At 65.8% G+C, this 16,113-nt stretch carries 12 protein-coding genes; 11 read left to right on the plus strand and 1 reads right to left on the minus strand.

The window, feature by feature from the left end:
• Window positions 1–896: 896 nt before the first annotated feature.
• From EWU68_RS12350 to EWU68_RS12380, 7 genes are all read left to right on the plus strand, one after another.
• The gene (locus EWU68_RS12350; RefSeq protein ID WP_202976725.1) at window positions 897–2,540 is read left to right on the plus strand and encodes a xanthine dehydrogenase small subunit; all 1,644 of its coding nucleotides are present in this window, start codon (window positions 897–899) and stop codon (window positions 2,538–2,540) included.
• A complete protein-coding gene (xdhB, locus tag EWU68_RS12355) occupies window positions 2,537–5,050 on the plus strand; it encodes a xanthine dehydrogenase molybdopterin binding subunit (protein WP_129316443.1) in 2,514 nt (837 codons plus the stop codon). Before EWU68_RS12350 ends, xdhB begins: the two co-directional genes overlap by 4 nt.
• On the plus strand, window positions 5,050–5,847 hold the full coding sequence (gene xdhC / locus EWU68_RS12360; RefSeq protein ID WP_129316444.1) for a xanthine dehydrogenase accessory protein XdhC: 798 nt from the start codon (window positions 5,050–5,052) through the stop codon (window positions 5,845–5,847). The genes xdhB and xdhC overlap by 1 nt, the downstream gene beginning before the upstream one ends.
• 463 nt (window positions 5,848–6,310) lie before the next feature.
• Window positions 6,311–6,805, plus strand: a complete 495-nt coding sequence (gene uraD / locus EWU68_RS12365) for a 2-oxo-4-hydroxy-4-carboxy-5-ureidoimidazoline decarboxylase (RefSeq protein ID WP_129316445.1) — start codon at window positions 6,311–6,313, stop codon at window positions 6,803–6,805.
• The gene (gene uraH / locus EWU68_RS12370; RefSeq protein ID WP_129316446.1) at window positions 6,802–7,128 is read left to right on the plus strand and encodes a hydroxyisourate hydrolase; all 327 of its coding nucleotides are present in this window, start codon (window positions 6,802–6,804) and stop codon (window positions 7,126–7,128) included. Before uraD ends, uraH begins: the two co-directional genes overlap by 4 nt.
• A 73-nt stretch (window positions 7,129–7,201) precedes the next feature.
• Window positions 7,202–8,086 (plus strand): factor-independent urate hydroxylase, encoded by an 885-nt coding sequence (gene pucL / locus EWU68_RS12375; protein ID WP_129316447.1) that lies wholly within the window; start codon window positions 7,202–7,204, stop codon window positions 8,084–8,086.
• Between the two features lie 90 nt (window positions 8,087–8,176).
• Window positions 8,177–9,730: a nucleobase:cation symporter-2 family protein gene (locus tag EWU68_RS12380; RefSeq protein WP_129316448.1), complete on the plus strand. Its 1,554-nt coding sequence runs from the start codon at window positions 8,177–8,179 to the stop codon at window positions 9,728–9,730.
• Window positions 9,731–9,786: 56 nt separating this feature from the next.
• Here EWU68_RS12380 and EWU68_RS12385 read toward each other — a convergent pair whose 3' ends face one another.
• A complete protein-coding gene (locus tag EWU68_RS12385; RefSeq protein WP_129316449.1) occupies window positions 9,787–10,548 on the minus strand; it encodes an IclR family transcriptional regulator in 762 nt (253 codons plus the stop codon).
• 262 nt (window positions 10,549–10,810) lie between these two features.
• On the opposite strand from EWU68_RS12385, the gene EWU68_RS12390 reads away from it, so the two are divergent.
• Genes EWU68_RS12390 through EWU68_RS12405 form a run of 4 tightly spaced genes read left to right on the plus strand, consistent with a single transcriptional unit; the run spans window position 10,811 to window position 16,080 of the window.
• Window positions 10,811–12,205, plus strand: coding sequence for an NAD-dependent malic enzyme (locus tag EWU68_RS12390; protein ID WP_129316450.1), 1,395 nt, complete (start codon window positions 10,811–10,813; stop codon window positions 12,203–12,205).
• Between the two features lie 37 nt (window positions 12,206–12,242).
• Window positions 12,243–13,850, plus strand: coding sequence for a malate synthase A (gene aceB / locus EWU68_RS12395; RefSeq protein ID WP_129316451.1), 1,608 nt, complete (start codon window positions 12,243–12,245; stop codon window positions 13,848–13,850).
• Window positions 13,851–13,897: 47 nt separating this feature from the next.
• Window positions 13,898–15,241: a DUF6986 family protein gene (locus tag EWU68_RS12400; protein ID WP_156265574.1), complete on the plus strand. Its 1,344-nt coding sequence runs from the start codon at window positions 13,898–13,900 to the stop codon at window positions 15,239–15,241.
• Complete coding sequence (locus tag EWU68_RS12405; RefSeq protein WP_129316453.1) at window positions 15,238–16,080, plus strand: bifunctional allantoicase/(S)-ureidoglycine aminohydrolase; 843 nt, start codon at window positions 15,238–15,240, stop codon at window positions 16,078–16,080. The genes EWU68_RS12400 and EWU68_RS12405 overlap by 4 nt, the downstream gene beginning before the upstream one ends.
• Window positions 16,081–16,113: the final 33 nt, after the last annotated feature.

The following is a 16,113-nucleotide window of genomic DNA, read 5'->3' on the forward strand; positions in this document are numbered from 1 at the left end:
CCACTGCCACCTCGGCCCGCCTACGCCCCTGATCTCGCCACGAGGTGGCAATCCCGTGCACCCCCGACCCGCGAGGTGGCAATTTTGGGACGAAAATCGACCAAAAACCGCACGCCACTGCCACCTCGACCGCACGACGGGTCCGAAATCGCACGCCAGTGCCACCTCGACGGAACGACCGGTCCGAAATCGCACGCCACTGCCACCTCGGCCCGACCATGCCCCTGATCTCGCCACGAGGTGGCAATCCCGTGCACCCCCGACCCGCGAAGTGGCAATTTTGGGACGAAAATGACCCAAAAACCGCACGCCACTGCCACCTCGACCGCACGACGGGCCCGAAATCGCACGCCAGTGCCACCTCGACGGAACGACCAGCCCGGAATCGCACGCCACTGCCACCTCGACGGAGCGACCAGCCCGAAACCGCACGCCAGTGCCACCTCGACACCCCGCCCACGGCGCACGCACCCGAAATACTCACCAGTTTTCCGCGATGTGGATTCCAAATTTCATTATCGGTGCTAGGATGACCGAAAATCCATATTTGTAGAGAGTCAGGTCACACACAGGACGGGTCGGAGTGGTTTGCCTCACTCAATAGTAGAGGAGCGCGGCATGGACTCGCGACGTCGTCGCGGAACCGCGGCGCTGAGGATGTCACCTCACGAGGCCGCAGATCATGCGACTTCGACGTCGTGGACCACCGGGCATTGACCACCGGGGCCCAGACCACTGGGTCGCAGACCACCGGGGGCCCAGGCCACCGGGTCGCAGGCCATCGGTACGGGGACGGCACCTTGCGGGGCATCACCACAAGTGCAGGTCGCCCCGGTTCGCACACACCACACCGACCCCAGGCTTTCTCACACCACCACAACAAGGAGGACGTGATGATGGGTTCATTCAGCATCACCGTCAACGGACAGCAGCACGTTGATACCGACGTACCGGTTTACCTCAACCTGCTGGACTGGCTCCGCAATCTCGGCCTGACCGGCGCCAAAGAAGGATGCGCCGAGGGCGAGTGCGGCGCATGTGCGGTACTGATCGCACGCCCCGACGGCGACGAGGCATCCCGGTGGACTTCGATCAACGCGTGCCTCGTGCCCGCTCTGGCCTGCAATGGCCAGGAGGTCGTTACCTCGGAAGGTCTCGGGACCAGCCCCGGCCCGGGCTCCGCGGAGAATCTGCACCCGGTTCAGAAAGAAATGGCTTACCGGGGCGGTTCGCAGTGCGGATTCTGCACGCCGGGATTCATCTGTTCGATGGCCGCCGAGTACTACCGTCCCGAACGGACCCCGACCGGCGGTGCTCCCGCATCGGCCACCGCGGCATCAGTTGCGGCCCCTGCCAGCGCCACGACGCCCACGGACGCTTCGCAAAGCATCACGTCACCAACCGCCGCGTCCCCCACCGCCGCCGCTTCGCCAACCGCTGCGCCATCCGCCACCTCGCCAACCTCCATCTCAACCTCCACCTCCACCTCCGCCTCATCCGGCGAACTCGGGGAGAACGGCTTCGACCTCCACGCATTGAGCGGAAACCTGTGCAGGTGCACCGGATACCGCCCGATCAAGGACGCCGCCTACGCGTTGACGACCCCGGATGCCAACGACCCGCTGGCGCTCCGGCAGTCCTCGTCTGCGCCGGTCGTCGATCGCGGCGAGATCCGCAGCGGCGAAGCGCTCTTCGCCCGCCCCCAGGATCTCGATGACCTGGCCGGTCGATACGCCGAAACCCCCGACGCCGTGCTGCTGGCCGGATCGACCGACGTCGGCGTCGAGACGAACATCCGTCACACGCGCCCCGAGAACGTGATCGCGATCGACCACCTCGAGGAACTCCGCTCCCTCCTCTATGCAGACGACCATGTGGAGATCGGGGCGGCTTTGACCCTGTCCGAGGTCGAACGTCGCCTCGACGGTTGCATCCCCCTTCTCGCGCAGCTCTTCCCGCAGTTCGCCTCACGACTCATCCGCAACAGTGCGACCTTTGGCGGCAATCTCGGGACCGGTTCCCCCATCGGCGATTCGGCGCCCGTGCTCCTGGCGCTGGATGCTTCACTCGTCCTGTACTCGACCGACGGCGAACGCACCGTCCCGATCTCCGAGTACTTCACCGGATACCGGCAAACCGTCCGGAAATCCGGGGAATTCATCCGGGCCATCCGTATTCCCCTGCCCCTGTCCGAAACCACGGCGTTCTACAAGGTCGCCAAACGGAGATTCGACGACATTTCCTCCGTGTCCACGGCGTTTGCGATGCAGGTGGACGACGGCCGCATCTCATCGATCCGGATCGGTATGGGAGGCGTCGCGGCGACACCCATCCGGGCGGAGGCCGCCGAACAGTACCTGGTCAACAAGCCGTGGACCGAGGAAACGGTCCGCGAGGCGTCGTCGCTCATGACCGCCGAGAGCACGCCCATGGACGACCACCGTGCCAGCTCCAGGTACAGGTCCTCGATGCTCGAGCAGTCTGTACTCCGGTTCTACGCCCAATTCCGACCCTCCGAATTCGTAGGAGCGAACTCATGAAGACAGTCACGCACGCACCCGCCGACCCGAGTCCGGCCGGCGTCGGGACGAGAGTCGCGCACGAGAGCGCCGCGCAGCACGTCACCGGCGAAGCCCTGTACACGCATGATTTGGCCACGAGGGACAAGAGCAGCCTGCACGCCTGGCCGGTCCAGTCCGCCCACGCGCACGCACTGGTCACGAAGTTGAGCACCGACGCAGCCAGGAAGGTTCCGGGCGTCGTCGAGATCCTGACGGCCGACGACGTCCCCGGCCTCAACGACGCCGGCGTCAAGCACGATGAGCCCCTGTTCCCGTCCGAGGTCATGTACTTCGGCCACGCGATCTGTTGGGTCATCGGCGAGACGACGGAGGCCGCACGGCGAGGCGCCGAAGCGGTCGAGGCCGAGTACGAGCCGTTGTCCTCGATCGTCACCCTCCCGGAAGCGATCGACGCGGCCAGCTTCCAGGGGCCGCAGCACGTCATGGAACGCGGCGAGCCCGACGAAGCGTTGGAGAAGGCCACGCATCGCTTCCGTGGGACCTTCGAGTTCGGCGGCCAGGAGCACTTCTACCTGGAGACCCACGCGTCCTTCGCCAGGGTGGACGAATCCGGGCAGGTCCTCGTCAATTCGTCGACCCAGCATCCGACAGAGACCCAGGAGATCGTGGCCCACGTGCTCGGCCTGTCGAGTCACGAGGTGACGGTCCAGTCCCTCCGGATGGGCGGGGCCTTCGGCGGCAAGGAGATGCAGCCGCACGGGCTCGCAGCCGTCGCGGCCCTGGCGGCGGTCCGAACGGGCAAACCCGTGAGCCTCCGTCTGACCAGGACCCAGGACATCACCATGACCGGCAAGCGCCACCCCTTCCACGCGGAATGGGATATCGGCTTCGACGACCAGGGCCGCATCACGGGCCTGGATGCGACGCTGACCGCCGACGGCGGATGGGCCATGGACCTGTCCGAACCGGTTCTCTCCAGGGCCATGTGCCACATCGACAACGCGTACATGGTGCCCAACATCCACGTGCACGGACGGATCGCGAAAACGAACAAGACCTCCCAGACGGCGTTCCGCGGATTCGGTGGGCCCCAAGGGATGCTGGTCCTGGAAAACATTCTCGGCCGGTGCGCCCCACTGCTCCGAATCGACGCGGGCGAGTTGCGGCGTCGCAACTTCTACCAGCCGGGCGACACCACGCCGTACGGCCAGCTCGTGCGTCACGCCGAAAGGCTCCCCGATATTTGGGGGACGCTGTCCGAGAGGGCCGACGTCGTGCGCCGGAAGGCCGAGATCGCCGAGTACAACGCCGCCCACACGGACACCAAGCGATCGCTCGCGATGACGCCGGTCAAATTCGGCATCTCCTTCAACTTCGCCGCATTCAACCAGGCCGGTGCCCTGGTGCACGTCTACAAGGACGGCTCGGTGCTCATCAACCACGGCGGAACCGAGATGGGGCAAGGTCTCCATACGAAGATGCGTCAGGTCGCGGCGACCACCCTGGGTGTGCGTCTGGACCGCGTCCGGCTGGCGCCGACCCGTACCGACAAGGTCCCGAACACCTCGGCGACCGCCGCGAGTTCCGGCGCTGACCTCAATGGTGGGGCCGTGAAGAACGCGTGCGAACAGATCCGAGAACGACTCGCTCAGGTCGCCGGCGGCATTTTCGGCGCGAACCCACACGACATCAGGTTCGATGACGACGGCGTCGCCGCGATGGGCAAGGACCCCGTACCTTTCGAGGAGGTCGTCTCGGACGCCTACATGCAGCGCGTGCAGCTCTTCGCAGCCGGCTATTACCGCACGGAGGGCATCCACTGGGACTCCTCGACCATGAGCGGTTCCCCCTTCAAGTACTACGCTTACGGCGCGGCGGCCACCGAGGTCGAGGTCGAGGCCTTCACCGGTTCCTACCGCGTGTTGCGCACCGACATCGTCCACGACGTCGGCGATTCCCTGTCGCCCCTCGTGGACGTCGGCCAGATCGAGGGCGGCTTCGTCCAGGGCACCGGCTGGCTGACCCTGGAGGAACTGCGGTGGGACACCTCCGACGGCGACCGACGCGGCCGTCTCGCGACCCAGGCCGCCAGTACGTACAAGCTCCCGAGCTTTTCGGAACTGCCCGAGGAGTTCAACGTGCACCTGTATGAGCGGGCGACGGAAACCGGCGTCGTCTATGGTTCGAAGGCCGTCGGCGAGCCGCCCCTGATGCTCGCCATGAGCGTGCGCGAAGCCCTCCGGACTGCCGTGGAAGCCTTCGGCCCGGAGGGTGCGGAGGTGGATCTCGGATGCCCGTCCACCCCCGAGAAAGTCTTCTGGGCGATCCAGGAGGTCCGAGGCGCGGAGCCCGAAGGAGAATCCGAGCGCGCCGAAAAGGAGAAACAAGAGGTCGGCACGGCACCGGGAGCGGGCCCCCAAGCGGCCAAGCCCGAACCCACCACGGATCCGAAGAGCAATCAGGCAACGTCGTCTGTCCGGACGGGTCGGCCGCCCCAATCGCCGCAGCCAGAGACAGAGTCGGTCTGATGGAGTGGCTCACCGGCCTCGAGTCCCTCACGTCCGAGGGCACGAGCGGGATCCTGGTGACCCTGACCTCGGTGCGCGGCCATGCCCCGAGAGCAGCAGGAACCAAAATGGTCGTGTCCGCGGACCGGACGTGGGACACCATCGGCGGGGGCAATCTCGAAGCCACCGTCACCGACAGCGCTCACCGCATGTTGCGTGACGGCGAGGCCGAGCCCCGGACCGAAGAGATGTCGCTGACCGAACACACGACGACGCGCTACGGCCGACAGTGCTGTGGAGGGAAGGTCGAGGTTCTCTTCGAGCCCATCGCCGCACCGCCGGTCGTGGCGATCTTCGGGGCCGGGCACGTGGGAACCGAGATTGTCCGGTTGCTGTCCCGTCTTCCCGTCACGGTTCATCTTGCGGACAGCCGGCAGGTCGCCGTCGACGCGGCCCGGGCTCTGGAGTCGGCCGACGGACCGGCGAGACTCCGGGTGCACCATGCGCCCGCCCCCGAAACCGTGCTCAAGGATCTTCCCCCGGACAGTCACGTGCTCATCATGTCCCACGACCACGCCGAGGACCTCATCCTCTGCGATACGGCTCTGGGGAGGGACGACCTTGCCTCGGTGGGTCTGATCGGGTCCTCGGCCAAGTGGGCCCGATTCAGGAAGCGGTTGCGGGAGCAGGGCCATGAGGATGCCGACATCGACCGCATCACCTGCCCCATCGGGATTTCCGGTATCGACGGCAAGTCCCCCGCGGTCATCGCGATCAGCGTGGTCGCGGCACTCGCTCAGGACATCGCCTGGCCGTGATCCGTTGCCGAAGAGATGCAAAGCTGAAGCCTTCATTCGCGGCAGGCCTCCAAGCGCGCGAGGTGGCAGTTCTGTGCGGAATTTCGACCCGAAACCGCACAAAACTGCCACCTCGGCATGGGTCGACCACCGCTCCCCCTGTCGGCAGGGGCTCGAGCTGGGGCACTGCGAGGCGTTTTCCCGATTGAGGGGCGGTTGCCGACGTTAGGTGGCGGCCTAACCGCCTCGTAACGACGGAAAACGCCGCCACATCGGGTAGCCGCCACTCAATCTCAGCAGGACCCCCGTACGCTCCCGGCGCTTGGCCCTTGCCGACAGCCCTCACTCCAGCGATCCGCTGCTCCCTTATTTAAACTCCTCGAAAATCCCCGCCCGCCCCTTGACTTCCCGCTCGTGATCCAGTTCACTGATTAGCAATGGAATTTAAGTTTCACGATCCGAAATCTGGCAACGGGAGGTGTCGATGAGACTCACGGAGTTCAACGCTCTCGATCCAGCCTCCGCGGCAGAGGCCATCGGGCCCGCCCTGGACATTCCCCGCTGGGTCGGGGAGATCGTGTCGGCCAGGCCGTACGGCTCGGTCTCGGACGTCGTCGAGGTCGCCCGACGCGCGGCCCACCCGTTCACCGACGCCGAGATCGACCAAGCCCTCTCCCACCATCCGAAAATCGGTCAGCGGGACGAATCGGAGTCCGAGGAGGCCAAGCATTCCCGGTCCGAGCAAGCCAGTCTTGGCCCGTCGTCGGAATCGACCCGTGCATCCCTCGCCGCCGGCAACAGGGACTACGAAGACCGCTTCGGCCACGTCTTCCTGATCCGCGCCGCAGGTCGTTCGCACGAGGAAATCTTGTCCGAACTCCACCGGCGCCTGAACAACTCCCCCACGGCAGAGCGCGTCGAAGTGGCCGAGCAGCTGCGCGAGATCGCCGTCCTGCGTATCGAAGGGATGCTTTCATGAGCTTCATTTCCGCCCACGTCCTCGATTCCGTCCACGGCCGACCCGCCGCGGGAATCGACGTGACGCTCCTCCGAGGCTCCGGCGAGGAAATCGCCGCGGCCACCACCAACGAGGACGGCCGGGTCAACGACCTCGGCCCAGAGACCCTGGAATCCGGCCATTACCGGATCATTTTCGCGACCGAACCGTACTTCTCCGGGCAGGGCCTGGAGACGTTCTACCCGTTCGTCGCGGTGGATTTCACGGTGCAGGAACAGCAGGGGCACTACCACGTGCCTCTTCTGCTCAGCCCGTACGCGTATTCCACATACCGCGGCAGTTGACCCAGGAGCCGACCCCTCGTCGACGATTGCCGGTCCACCCCATCCAACGAAAATGCAGCAGGAGCAGAACACCATGACCAACGTTGTCCTCGGAAAGACCCAGTACGGCAAGGCCGAGAACCACGTGGTGCGGGTCAACCGCACCACGGACCGACACACGCTCCGCGACCTCGTGGTCACCTCCCAATTGCGAGGCGACTTCGACGCCGTGCACACGCACGGCGACAACGCGCACTGCGTGGCAACGGACACCCAGAAGAACACCGTGTTCGCGTTGGCCCAGAAGCACGACATCACCACCCCAGAGGACTACCTCGGGATCCTCGCGGACCATTTCACCTCGGAATTCGACTGGGTCAGCGGCGGACGCTGGGCGGCCGATGAACACGCGTGGGCCAGGATCAACGACCACGACCACTGCTTCGTCCAGAACAAGGACGAGATTCGCACGGCGGTTGTCGTGGCCGACGGCGATCAACGCACGGTGATCTCCGGATTCAAGGGCCTGACGGTGCTCAAGTCCACGGAGTCGGGGTTCGTCGGCTATCCCAAGGATCAGTACACGACCCTCCCGGAGACCGAGGACCGCGTCCTCTCGACCGACATCGCGACCAGGTGGAGGTACAACACCGACGACGTCGACTACGACGCCGCCTACGAAGACGTCAAGTCCATCATCCTGGACAAGTTCACGGACCACTACTCGCGCGCCCTTCAGGAGACGCTGTACCTCATGGGTCAGGCCGTGATCGAGGCCCACCCGGAGATCGACGAGATCAAGTTCTCTTGCCCCAACAAGCACCACTTCGTCTACGACCTGGGCTTCTGCGGGGAGTCGAACAACAACGAGACCCACTACGCCGCCGACCGGCCCTACGGCCTGATCGAGGCGACGATCCGCCGTGAAGACGCCCCGGAGGCGGAAGCAGCCTGGGACGGAATCGCAGGGTTCTGCTGAACCGACCGGCGAGAGGGGCCGTGCCCCGTCCCTGACGGACGGGGCACGGCCTTTTTCTTACCCGGACGATGCACAAGGAAGGTCATTCCCATGTCCACACAGATCCAGGCCGGAAGCAGCCCGCGCTCCGAGGACGAGTATCTCGGCGTCGGCGCGAGCTTCGGCTACGGTTTCCAACACGTCCTGACGATGTACGGCGGAATCATTGCCCCGCCCCTGATCGTCGGCGGCGCCGCAGGACTGTCCGGAGGCGAGCAGGCGCTCCTCGTCGCCTGTTGCCTGTTCATCGGTGGCCTGGCCACCGTTCTGCAGTCCTTCGGCATTCCGTTCTTCGGCTCGCAATTGCCGTTGGTCCAGGGCACGTCGTTCGCGAGCGTGGCGACCATGACGGCCATCGTCACGGGGAACGGAGGAATCCAGGCGGTCTTCGGGGCCGTGATGGTCTCCGCATTCATCGGTTTCCTGATCGCACCGTTCTTCGCCCGGATCATCCGATTCTTCCCACCGGTCGTGACCGGCGTCGTGATCACGACCATCGGCCTGTCCCTGTTCCCCACCGCGGGCGAATGGATCATGGGTGGCGCCGACGTCGCGGCCTCGGGGGACTCCTCAACGATCGTCAAGAGCGTATGCCTGGCGGGCATCACACTGCTCATCATCCTGCTGCTGTCGAAAGTCGGCAGCGCGGCCGTCTCTCGACTGTCCATCCTGGTCGGAATCGTCCTGGGCACCGTGGTGGCAACCCTGCTCGGCATGGCGGACTTCTCCGATGTCGGTCAGGGCGCCGTCTTCGCTTTTCCGCAGCCGTTCGCCTTCGGGCTGCCGACCTTCGACCTGGCATCCATCGTCTCGATGACCATCGTGATGCTGGTGATCCTCACCGAAACCACGGCGGACGTGCTGGCCGTCGGGCAGATCGTCGGAAGCCGGGTCGACCGGCGACGCATCGGCGACGGCCTCCGGGCCGACATGGCTGCATCCTTCGCCGCCCCCGTCTTCAACGGATTCACTCAATCCGCCTTCGCACAGAATGTGGGTCTGGTCGCCATCACCGGGGTCAAATCCCGGTTCGTGGTGACCTGCGGTGGCGTGATCATGCTCGTGCTGGGGCTGCTCCCGGTGCTCGGGCGCGTGGTTGCCGCGGTTCCGCCTCCCGTCCTGGGCGGGGCGGGAATCGTCTTGTTCGGCACGGTTGCCGCCTCAGGCATCAGGACGCTGAGCACGGTCGAGTACGAGGGCACCTCGAATCTGATCATCGTCTCGGCTTCGCTGGGAGTCGGACTGCTTCCGGTGGTCAAACCGGACATCTACAGCGGATTCCCGTCCTGGTTCGAGACGATTTTCCACTCTGGGATCAGCTCGGCGGCCGTCGTCGCGGTCCTGCTGAACCTCTTGTTCAACGAATTGAAGCTGGGCAATCCGCCGGCCGGCGAGAGCTCGGTCTTCGCCTCCGCTCCCCCACGATTCGTACCCATCGAAGCCCTCGAACAACTTCGGGGACGACTGCACGAGGGCGACGTCGTGCGGGACGGCAAGATCGTGGACGCGAGCGGCGTCGAGGTCCCGTGTGTCACGGCATCGGGCCAGGTGGTGGAATCACCCGTCATCGACCCGCCGACCCAGACGTCGAACGAGCGGACGTGATCGGGGCGGTCCCTGGCGGCAGGGCGTCGGGCCGGAACTCTCCGGCCCGACGCCGCTCAGCCGACCTGCGCGAAATGGGCGGAGAGCTCGTCCGCGGCTTCGCGCAGCAGCGGCACCGCGCGCTCCCCGAAGTCCCAATCGACCCGGGACACGGGACCGGAGACCGAAATGGCCGTCGGCGTCGGCGCCTCGGGAAGGGCCATGGAGAAGCAGCGCACGCCGACCTCCTGCTCCTCGTCATCGATCGCGTACCCCCGCTCGCGGATCTTCTCGAGGTCCGCGAGCAGGTCCTCCATGGTGCCCAGGCTCTTCTTCGTCGGCGTCGGCATGCCCATCGACGAAACGATCGAGACCACCTGGGACTCGGGCAGCGTGGCGAGAATGGCCTTCCCGACGCCGGTGTCGTGCGCGTGGGCCCGGCGCCCGACCTCGGTGAACGTCCTCATCGATTGCGAGGACTGCGCCTGGCCGACGTAGACGACCATGTGACCGTCCAGCATCGCCATATTGGCGGACTCACCGAGCTGGTCGACGATCCTCCTGAGAACGGGTTGCGCGTAGGCACCCAGTTGCAGACTCGCCGTGTATCCGAGCCGTATCAGGCCCGGCCCCAGGGCGTAGCTCCTGTTGGGAAGCTGCCGCACGTACCCCAGGAAAACCAAAGTCCTGAGCAACCTGTGGATCGTGGGCAGGGGCAACTCGGATTTGGCGGCCAGCTCGCTCAGCGAGCTCTCTCCGCCGGACGCCGTAATGATGTTGAGCAGATCGAAGACGCGCTCGACGGATTGGACACCGCCCGTGGTCTTGCTTTCTGTCATGGATACTCCTTTGTATGGTCACCGCACGGTGGTGGTTCACTCCGGTCCAGCCCGGTCCAGCCCCGGCCCGGAATTTCTGGCGGTCCGCCGATCCCCCGGAATGGCTGGGTTCCGAGACCGGCAACCCGAGAATCATATTTCAAAAACTCTTGTCATGTGTTGCATACTACATTTAGAGTTCACTAAATGGAATTGTTTTTCCACAATACGGATTCTGCGGAGGGTGAGTCATCCCCCGCTTCACGGAAGGAAACATACCCCCATGCCCAATCCCAGCCCCGGATATTCCATGGTGCTGCGCATCGAGGCGCCCGCATCGTTCACGTCGACGAGTGAGATCACCACCGCTGCCTCGGGCGCCGGCGCCCAAGTGACCGCCCTCGACGTCGTGGAGTCCCACGCCGACAGCGTGATCGTGGACATCAGTTGCAACGTGTCCAACGCAGAACACCGGGACGAAGTCCTGGACGCGATCAACGCCCTCGACGGCGTCGCCGTCCACCACATCTCCGACCGGACCTTCCTGATCCACCTCGGCGGCAAGATCGAGGTCACTCCCCGAGTCTCCCTGCGGAACCGTGATGACTTGTCCCGCGCCTACACTCCCGGCGTCGCTCGCGTCTGCACCGCCATCCACGAGAATCCGGAAGACGCACGGCGTCTCACGATCAAGCGGAACACGGTCGCGGTGGTCACGGACGGAACCGCCGTTCTGGGCCTCGGCGACATCGGTCCCGCCGCCGCGCTCCCCGTCATGGAAGGCAAGGCGGCACTTTTCAAGGCTTTCGCCGAAGTCGATGCCTGGCCCGTCTGCCTCGATACGACGGACACGGAGGAAATCATCCGGACCGTCAAGGCACTCGCCCCGGTCTACGGCGGCGTGAACCTGGAGGACATCGCCGCGCCACGGTGCTTCGAGATCGAGGCCCGGTTGCGGGAAGAACTCGATATCCCGGTGTTCCACGACGATCAGCACGGCACGGCGATCGTCACGCTCGCCGCCCTCTACAACGCGTTGCGCGAGGTCGGGAAGAAGGTCGAGGACGTCAAGGTCGTCGTCTCGGGCGTCGGTGCCGCCGGCAACGCGATCGTGCAGCTTCTCCTGGCCAACGGTGTGGCCAACGTGATCGCCTGCTCTCGCCACGGAGCCATCCACGCCGGCGAGACCTATACGGACCCGCACCGTCAATGGCTCGCCGAGAACACCAACAAGAACGGTTTCAGCGGATCGCTCAAGGAAGCCGTCGAGGGAGCGGACGTCTTCATCGGCGTCTCGGCACCCAATCTGCTCTCCGGCGAGGACATCGCGACCATGGCCGACGACGCCGTCGTCTTCGCCATGGCCAACCCGGACCCCGAGGTCGATCCCGTCGAGGCCGCCAAGCACGCCGCCGTGGTGGCCACCGGGCGCAGCGACTACCCGAATCAGATCAACAACGTCCTGGCCTTCCCGGGTCTCTTCCGCGGTCTGCTCGACGCCGGCGCGACCGACATCACCGAGGACATGTTGGTCGCCGCCGCGCAGGCCATCGCCGACTGCGTGGACGAAGAAGAACGGAATCCGAACTTCATCGTTCCGAGCGTCTTCGATCCCGCGGTCTCCCAGGCCGTCGCCGACGCCGTCGAGACGACCGCCCGCTCCCACTCGCGGCGCTGAAGACCAAGCGCAACAAACCACAGATCAGGAGGACATCATGACCATCTCCCACAGCACACCGGACAACCTTCCCGTTGCGGACGAGATCCTCACCGACGAGGCCCTCGCCTTCGTCGAAGCCCTGCACCAGGAATTCGCCGACCGCCGCAACGAGCTCCTGGACCAGAGGGAGGTCCAGCGACGCAAGGCGGTCGAGCAGGGGGCCCTCGACTTCCTCCCGGAGACCCGGAGCGTACGCGAGAGCGATTGGACGGTGGCCCCCGCCCCGGAGGCACTCCGTGACCGCAGGGTCGAGATGACGGGCCCGGCGTCCCCACCGAACATGGCCATCAACGCCCTGAATTCGGGCGCCAAGGTCTGGCTCGCGGACCTCGAGGACGCCGCGAGCCCGAGCTGGCACAACCAGATCGAATCCGTCGCCAACCTGCGCGACGCCGCCCGGGGATCCCTTCGGTACACGTCGGCCAAGGGCAAGGAATACGCATTGCGCGAGGATGGGCCGCGGGCGGTCGTCGTCGTCAGGCCCCGCGGTTGGCACCTCCCCGAAAACAACATCACGGTCGACGGCCGAACCGGGATCGGTGCCCTGACAGACTTCGGGCTGCACTTCTTCCACACGGCCCAACAGTTGCTCGACAACGGCGAGGGCCCCTACTACTACCTGCCCAAGATGGAGTCCCACCTCGAGGCCCGCCTCTGGGACGACGTCTTCACCTTCGCCGAGAAGTATTTGGGTATCGACCACGGGACCATCCGGGCCACCGTGCTCATCGAGACCATTCCAGCAGCATTCCAGATGGACGAGATTCTCTACGAATTGCGCGACCACGCGTCAGGGTTGAATGCCGGACGGTGGGACTACCTGTTCTCGATCATCAAGTACTTCCGGGATGCCGGCGAGAAGTTCATCCTCGCCGATCGCTCCTCAGTGACCATGACCTCGCCCTTGATGCGGGCCTACACGGATCTGCTCGTGCAGACCTGCCACAAGCGCAACGCCTTTGCGATGGGCGGTATGGCGGCCTTCATTCCTTCGCGCAAGGATGAGGAGGTCAACCGTGCGGCCTTCGACAAGGTTCGCAGTGACAAGACTCGGGAAGCGGGCGACGGCTTCGACGGTTCGTGGGTTGCCCACCCGGACCTGGTTCCGGTGTGCAGGGAGGTCTTCGACGACGTGCTGGGTGATCGCCCCAACCAGGTCGACCGTCAACGACCGGATGTCGAGGTCACCGCGGACCAGCTGCTCGATGTTCCCTCCGCCGGGAACGCCCGCACGGAGGCGGAGATGAACGACAACCTGTACGTCGCGATCAAGTACATCGCCGTCTGGCTCTCCGGCAATGGCGCCGTCGCGATCCACAATCTGATGGAGGACGCGGCCACCGCGGAGATCTCACGGTCCCAGGTCTGGCAGCAGATCAAGAACTCGGTGGTGTACTCCGACACCGGGAACACCGCGACGAGGGAACTCGTCTCGGACGCGCTCGACCGGCAGCTCGAGGTGCTCCGGGGAGAGATCGACGCCGAGAACTTCGAGAAGTGGTTCGTCCCGGCGGGCCGACTGATCGCCGACATGGTTCTGCGTGAGGACTACCCCGACTTCCTGACGCTGCCCGCATACCAGTTGATGGAGGGATCCGAGTGAACGGGCCCATTGCCGCGCAGGACGCGGCGGTCCGGGCCCAGGCCGGCATGAGCAGAGGAAGTCTGCCGGAAGAATTCGCTGCCCGAGCCGACCGGTTGCTCGCTGGCACGGACGCCGACCTCGAACGGTTCTTTCCGGGAGACACCGGCAGACGACAACCCGTCCACACGTGCTACGTACCCGCCGATCTGGTCAACGAACAGACGCCGTCCGAGTGGGGCCGGGCGGCCCTCGACGCCGCCGAGGCCGCCGGTGGCCTGGGCGTCCTGGCCGAACTTGCCGAGATCGATCGCGAGGGTTCCGACGACGTCGTCGACCGCGTGGCCGAGAAACTGCGCACGGAACCCGTCGAAGACCTCCGCCTGGACCTCGAAGACGGCTTCGGGCTGCGCTCCGATGCGGAGGAGGACGACGCCGCCGTCGAAGCCGCACGCACCGTGGCGGCCTTTGCACTCAACAGGCACCACGAGCTCTCCCCGGCCCCGGCCTGCGCGGGCATCCGGTTCAAGAGCTTCGAGGCGTCGACGCGCCACCGCGGGCTCCGGTCCCTGGACCTGTTCCTCACCACGTTGGTGCGCGAGGGCGGTCTGGCCGAGGCGGGTGTCAGCGCGGACGGTCTTCCGCCCGGCCTGGTCCTGACCCTGCCCAAGGTTTCCGACACGGACCAGGTGCGGGTCATGGTCGAGGCCTGCCGCGCGCTCGAAGACGCCCTCGGCTTGCCGCTCGGTCGGCTCGCATTCGAGATCCAGATGGAAACGGCCCCGATGATCCTGGGACTGGACGGCACCTGCCCGATTCCTGCGATGCTCCGGGCCGCCGAAGGTCGAGTGTCCTCCCTGCATTACGGCACGTACGACTACTCGGCGTCGCTCGGGATCTCCGGGGAATTCCAGTCCCTGGAGCATCCGGCCGCCGACCACGCCAAGAACGTCATGCAGGTCGCGGTCGCCGGGACGGGCGTGCACCTGTCGGACGGTTCTACCAATCAGCTCCCCGTCGGGGACGCGGACCAGCGGTCGAGGACGTGGGCGCTGCACGCGCGACTGGTCCGCCGTTCCCTGCGTCGGGGCATCTATCAGGGTTGGGACCTGCACGCTCATCAACTCGCGACTCGATACCTCGCGACGTATGACTTCTACCGACGTGCATTCCCCGATGCGGCCCGACGACTCGTGGCCTATTCGGGTCGTTCCGTTCCGGGCATCGAGGCCGCGGATGTGGCGGACGAACCGGCCACGGCCCGTGCCCTGGCGGTATACGTGCACCGTGGGCTTCTCTGCGGGGCCGTGACCGAGGACGACCTGGCCCGCGCCGGACTGGATCGGCAGACCGTCCGGTCCGTGGCGGTGCCCGGGCCCGCAGCACCACCGACGACAGGAGAGACACCATGAGCGATCGCACCTATTGGGCCACCCACGGCGGCCATCCCCCGCAGACCGATCTGCTCACCGACCGTGCGCTCTTCCGCGAGGCCTATGCCGTCATCCCCCGCGGCACCCAGCGGGATATCGTGGCCTCGGTCCTGCCTTTTTGGGAACACACCCGCCTCTGGGTGCTCGCGCGCCCGCTGACCGGTTTCGCGGAGACCTTCTCCCAGTACATGGTCGAGGTTTCCCCGGGCGGGGGCTCGGACAGACCGGAAGAAGATCCGGACGCCGAAGCCGTCCTGTTCCTGCTCGAGGGCACGCTCGACCTGACCCTCGACGGACAGAGCCACCGACTGACGGACGGAGGATACGCGTTTCTTGCCCCGGGTGCCGACTGGTCGGTTCACAACCATGAGGAGTCACCCGCACGATTCATGTGGATCAGGAAAAGGTACCAGGAGGTCGCAGGGCTCGATCGCCCGACGTCGTTCGTCACGAGCGACCGGGACATCGAGCCCACGCCCATGCCGGACACGGAGGGCCGATGGGCGACGACGCGCTTCGTCGACCCTGCGGACCTCCGGCACGACATGCACGTGACCGTGGTGACCTTCCAACCGGGCGGCATCATCCCCTTCGCGGAAACCCACGTGATGGAGCACGGCCTCTACGTCCTCGAAGGCCAGGCCGTCTATCGGCTCAACGAGGACTGGGTCGAGGTCCAGGAGGGCGACTTCATGTGGCTCAGAGCGTTCTGCCCTCAGGCCTGCTACGCCGGCGGGCCAAAGCCATTCCGCTACCTGCTGTACAAGGACGTCAACCGCCACGCGCCACTCACCCTCGGGGGCCACGCCCGCGGCTGAGTCGGGGGTGTCTGGGGGCTGGTGTGCTGGGGC

This window comes from Rothia koreensis (assembly GCF_004136575.1).
GTDB classification, from domain to species: Bacteria; Actinomycetota; Actinomycetes; order Actinomycetales; family Micrococcaceae; genus Rothia; species Rothia koreensis.

Coding starts and splice junctions, on each gene's coding strand:
- EWU68_RS12350 (WP_202976725.1), top strand. CDS start 897: ATGGGTTCATTCAGCATCACCGTCAACGGACAGCAGCACGTTGATACC.
- xdhB (WP_129316443.1), top strand. CDS start 2,537: ATGAAGACAGTCACGCACGCACCCGCCGACCCGAGTCCGGCCGGCGTC.
- xdhC (WP_129316444.1), top strand. CDS start 5,050: ATGGAGTGGCTCACCGGCCTCGAGTCCCTCACGTCCGAGGGCACGAGC.
- uraD (WP_129316445.1), top strand. CDS start 6,311: ATGAGACTCACGGAGTTCAACGCTCTCGATCCAGCCTCCGCGGCAGAG.
- uraH (WP_129316446.1), top strand. CDS start 6,802: ATGAGCTTCATTTCCGCCCACGTCCTCGATTCCGTCCACGGCCGACCC.
- pucL (WP_129316447.1), top strand. CDS start 7,202: ATGACCAACGTTGTCCTCGGAAAGACCCAGTACGGCAAGGCCGAGAAC.
- EWU68_RS12380 (WP_129316448.1), top strand. CDS start 8,177: ATGTCCACACAGATCCAGGCCGGAAGCAGCCCGCGCTCCGAGGACGAG.
- EWU68_RS12385 (WP_129316449.1), bottom strand. CDS start 10,548: ATGACAGAAAGCAAGACCACGGGCGGTGTCCAATCCGTCGAGCGCGTC.
- EWU68_RS12390 (WP_129316450.1), top strand. CDS start 10,811: ATGCCCAATCCCAGCCCCGGATATTCCATGGTGCTGCGCATCGAGGCG.
- aceB (WP_129316451.1), top strand. CDS start 12,243: ATGACCATCTCCCACAGCACACCGGACAACCTTCCCGTTGCGGACGAG.
- EWU68_RS12400 (WP_156265574.1), top strand. CDS start 13,898: ATGAGCAGAGGAAGTCTGCCGGAAGAATTCGCTGCCCGAGCCGACCGG.
- EWU68_RS12405 (WP_129316453.1), top strand. CDS start 15,238: ATGAGCGATCGCACCTATTGGGCCACCCACGGCGGCCATCCCCCGCAG.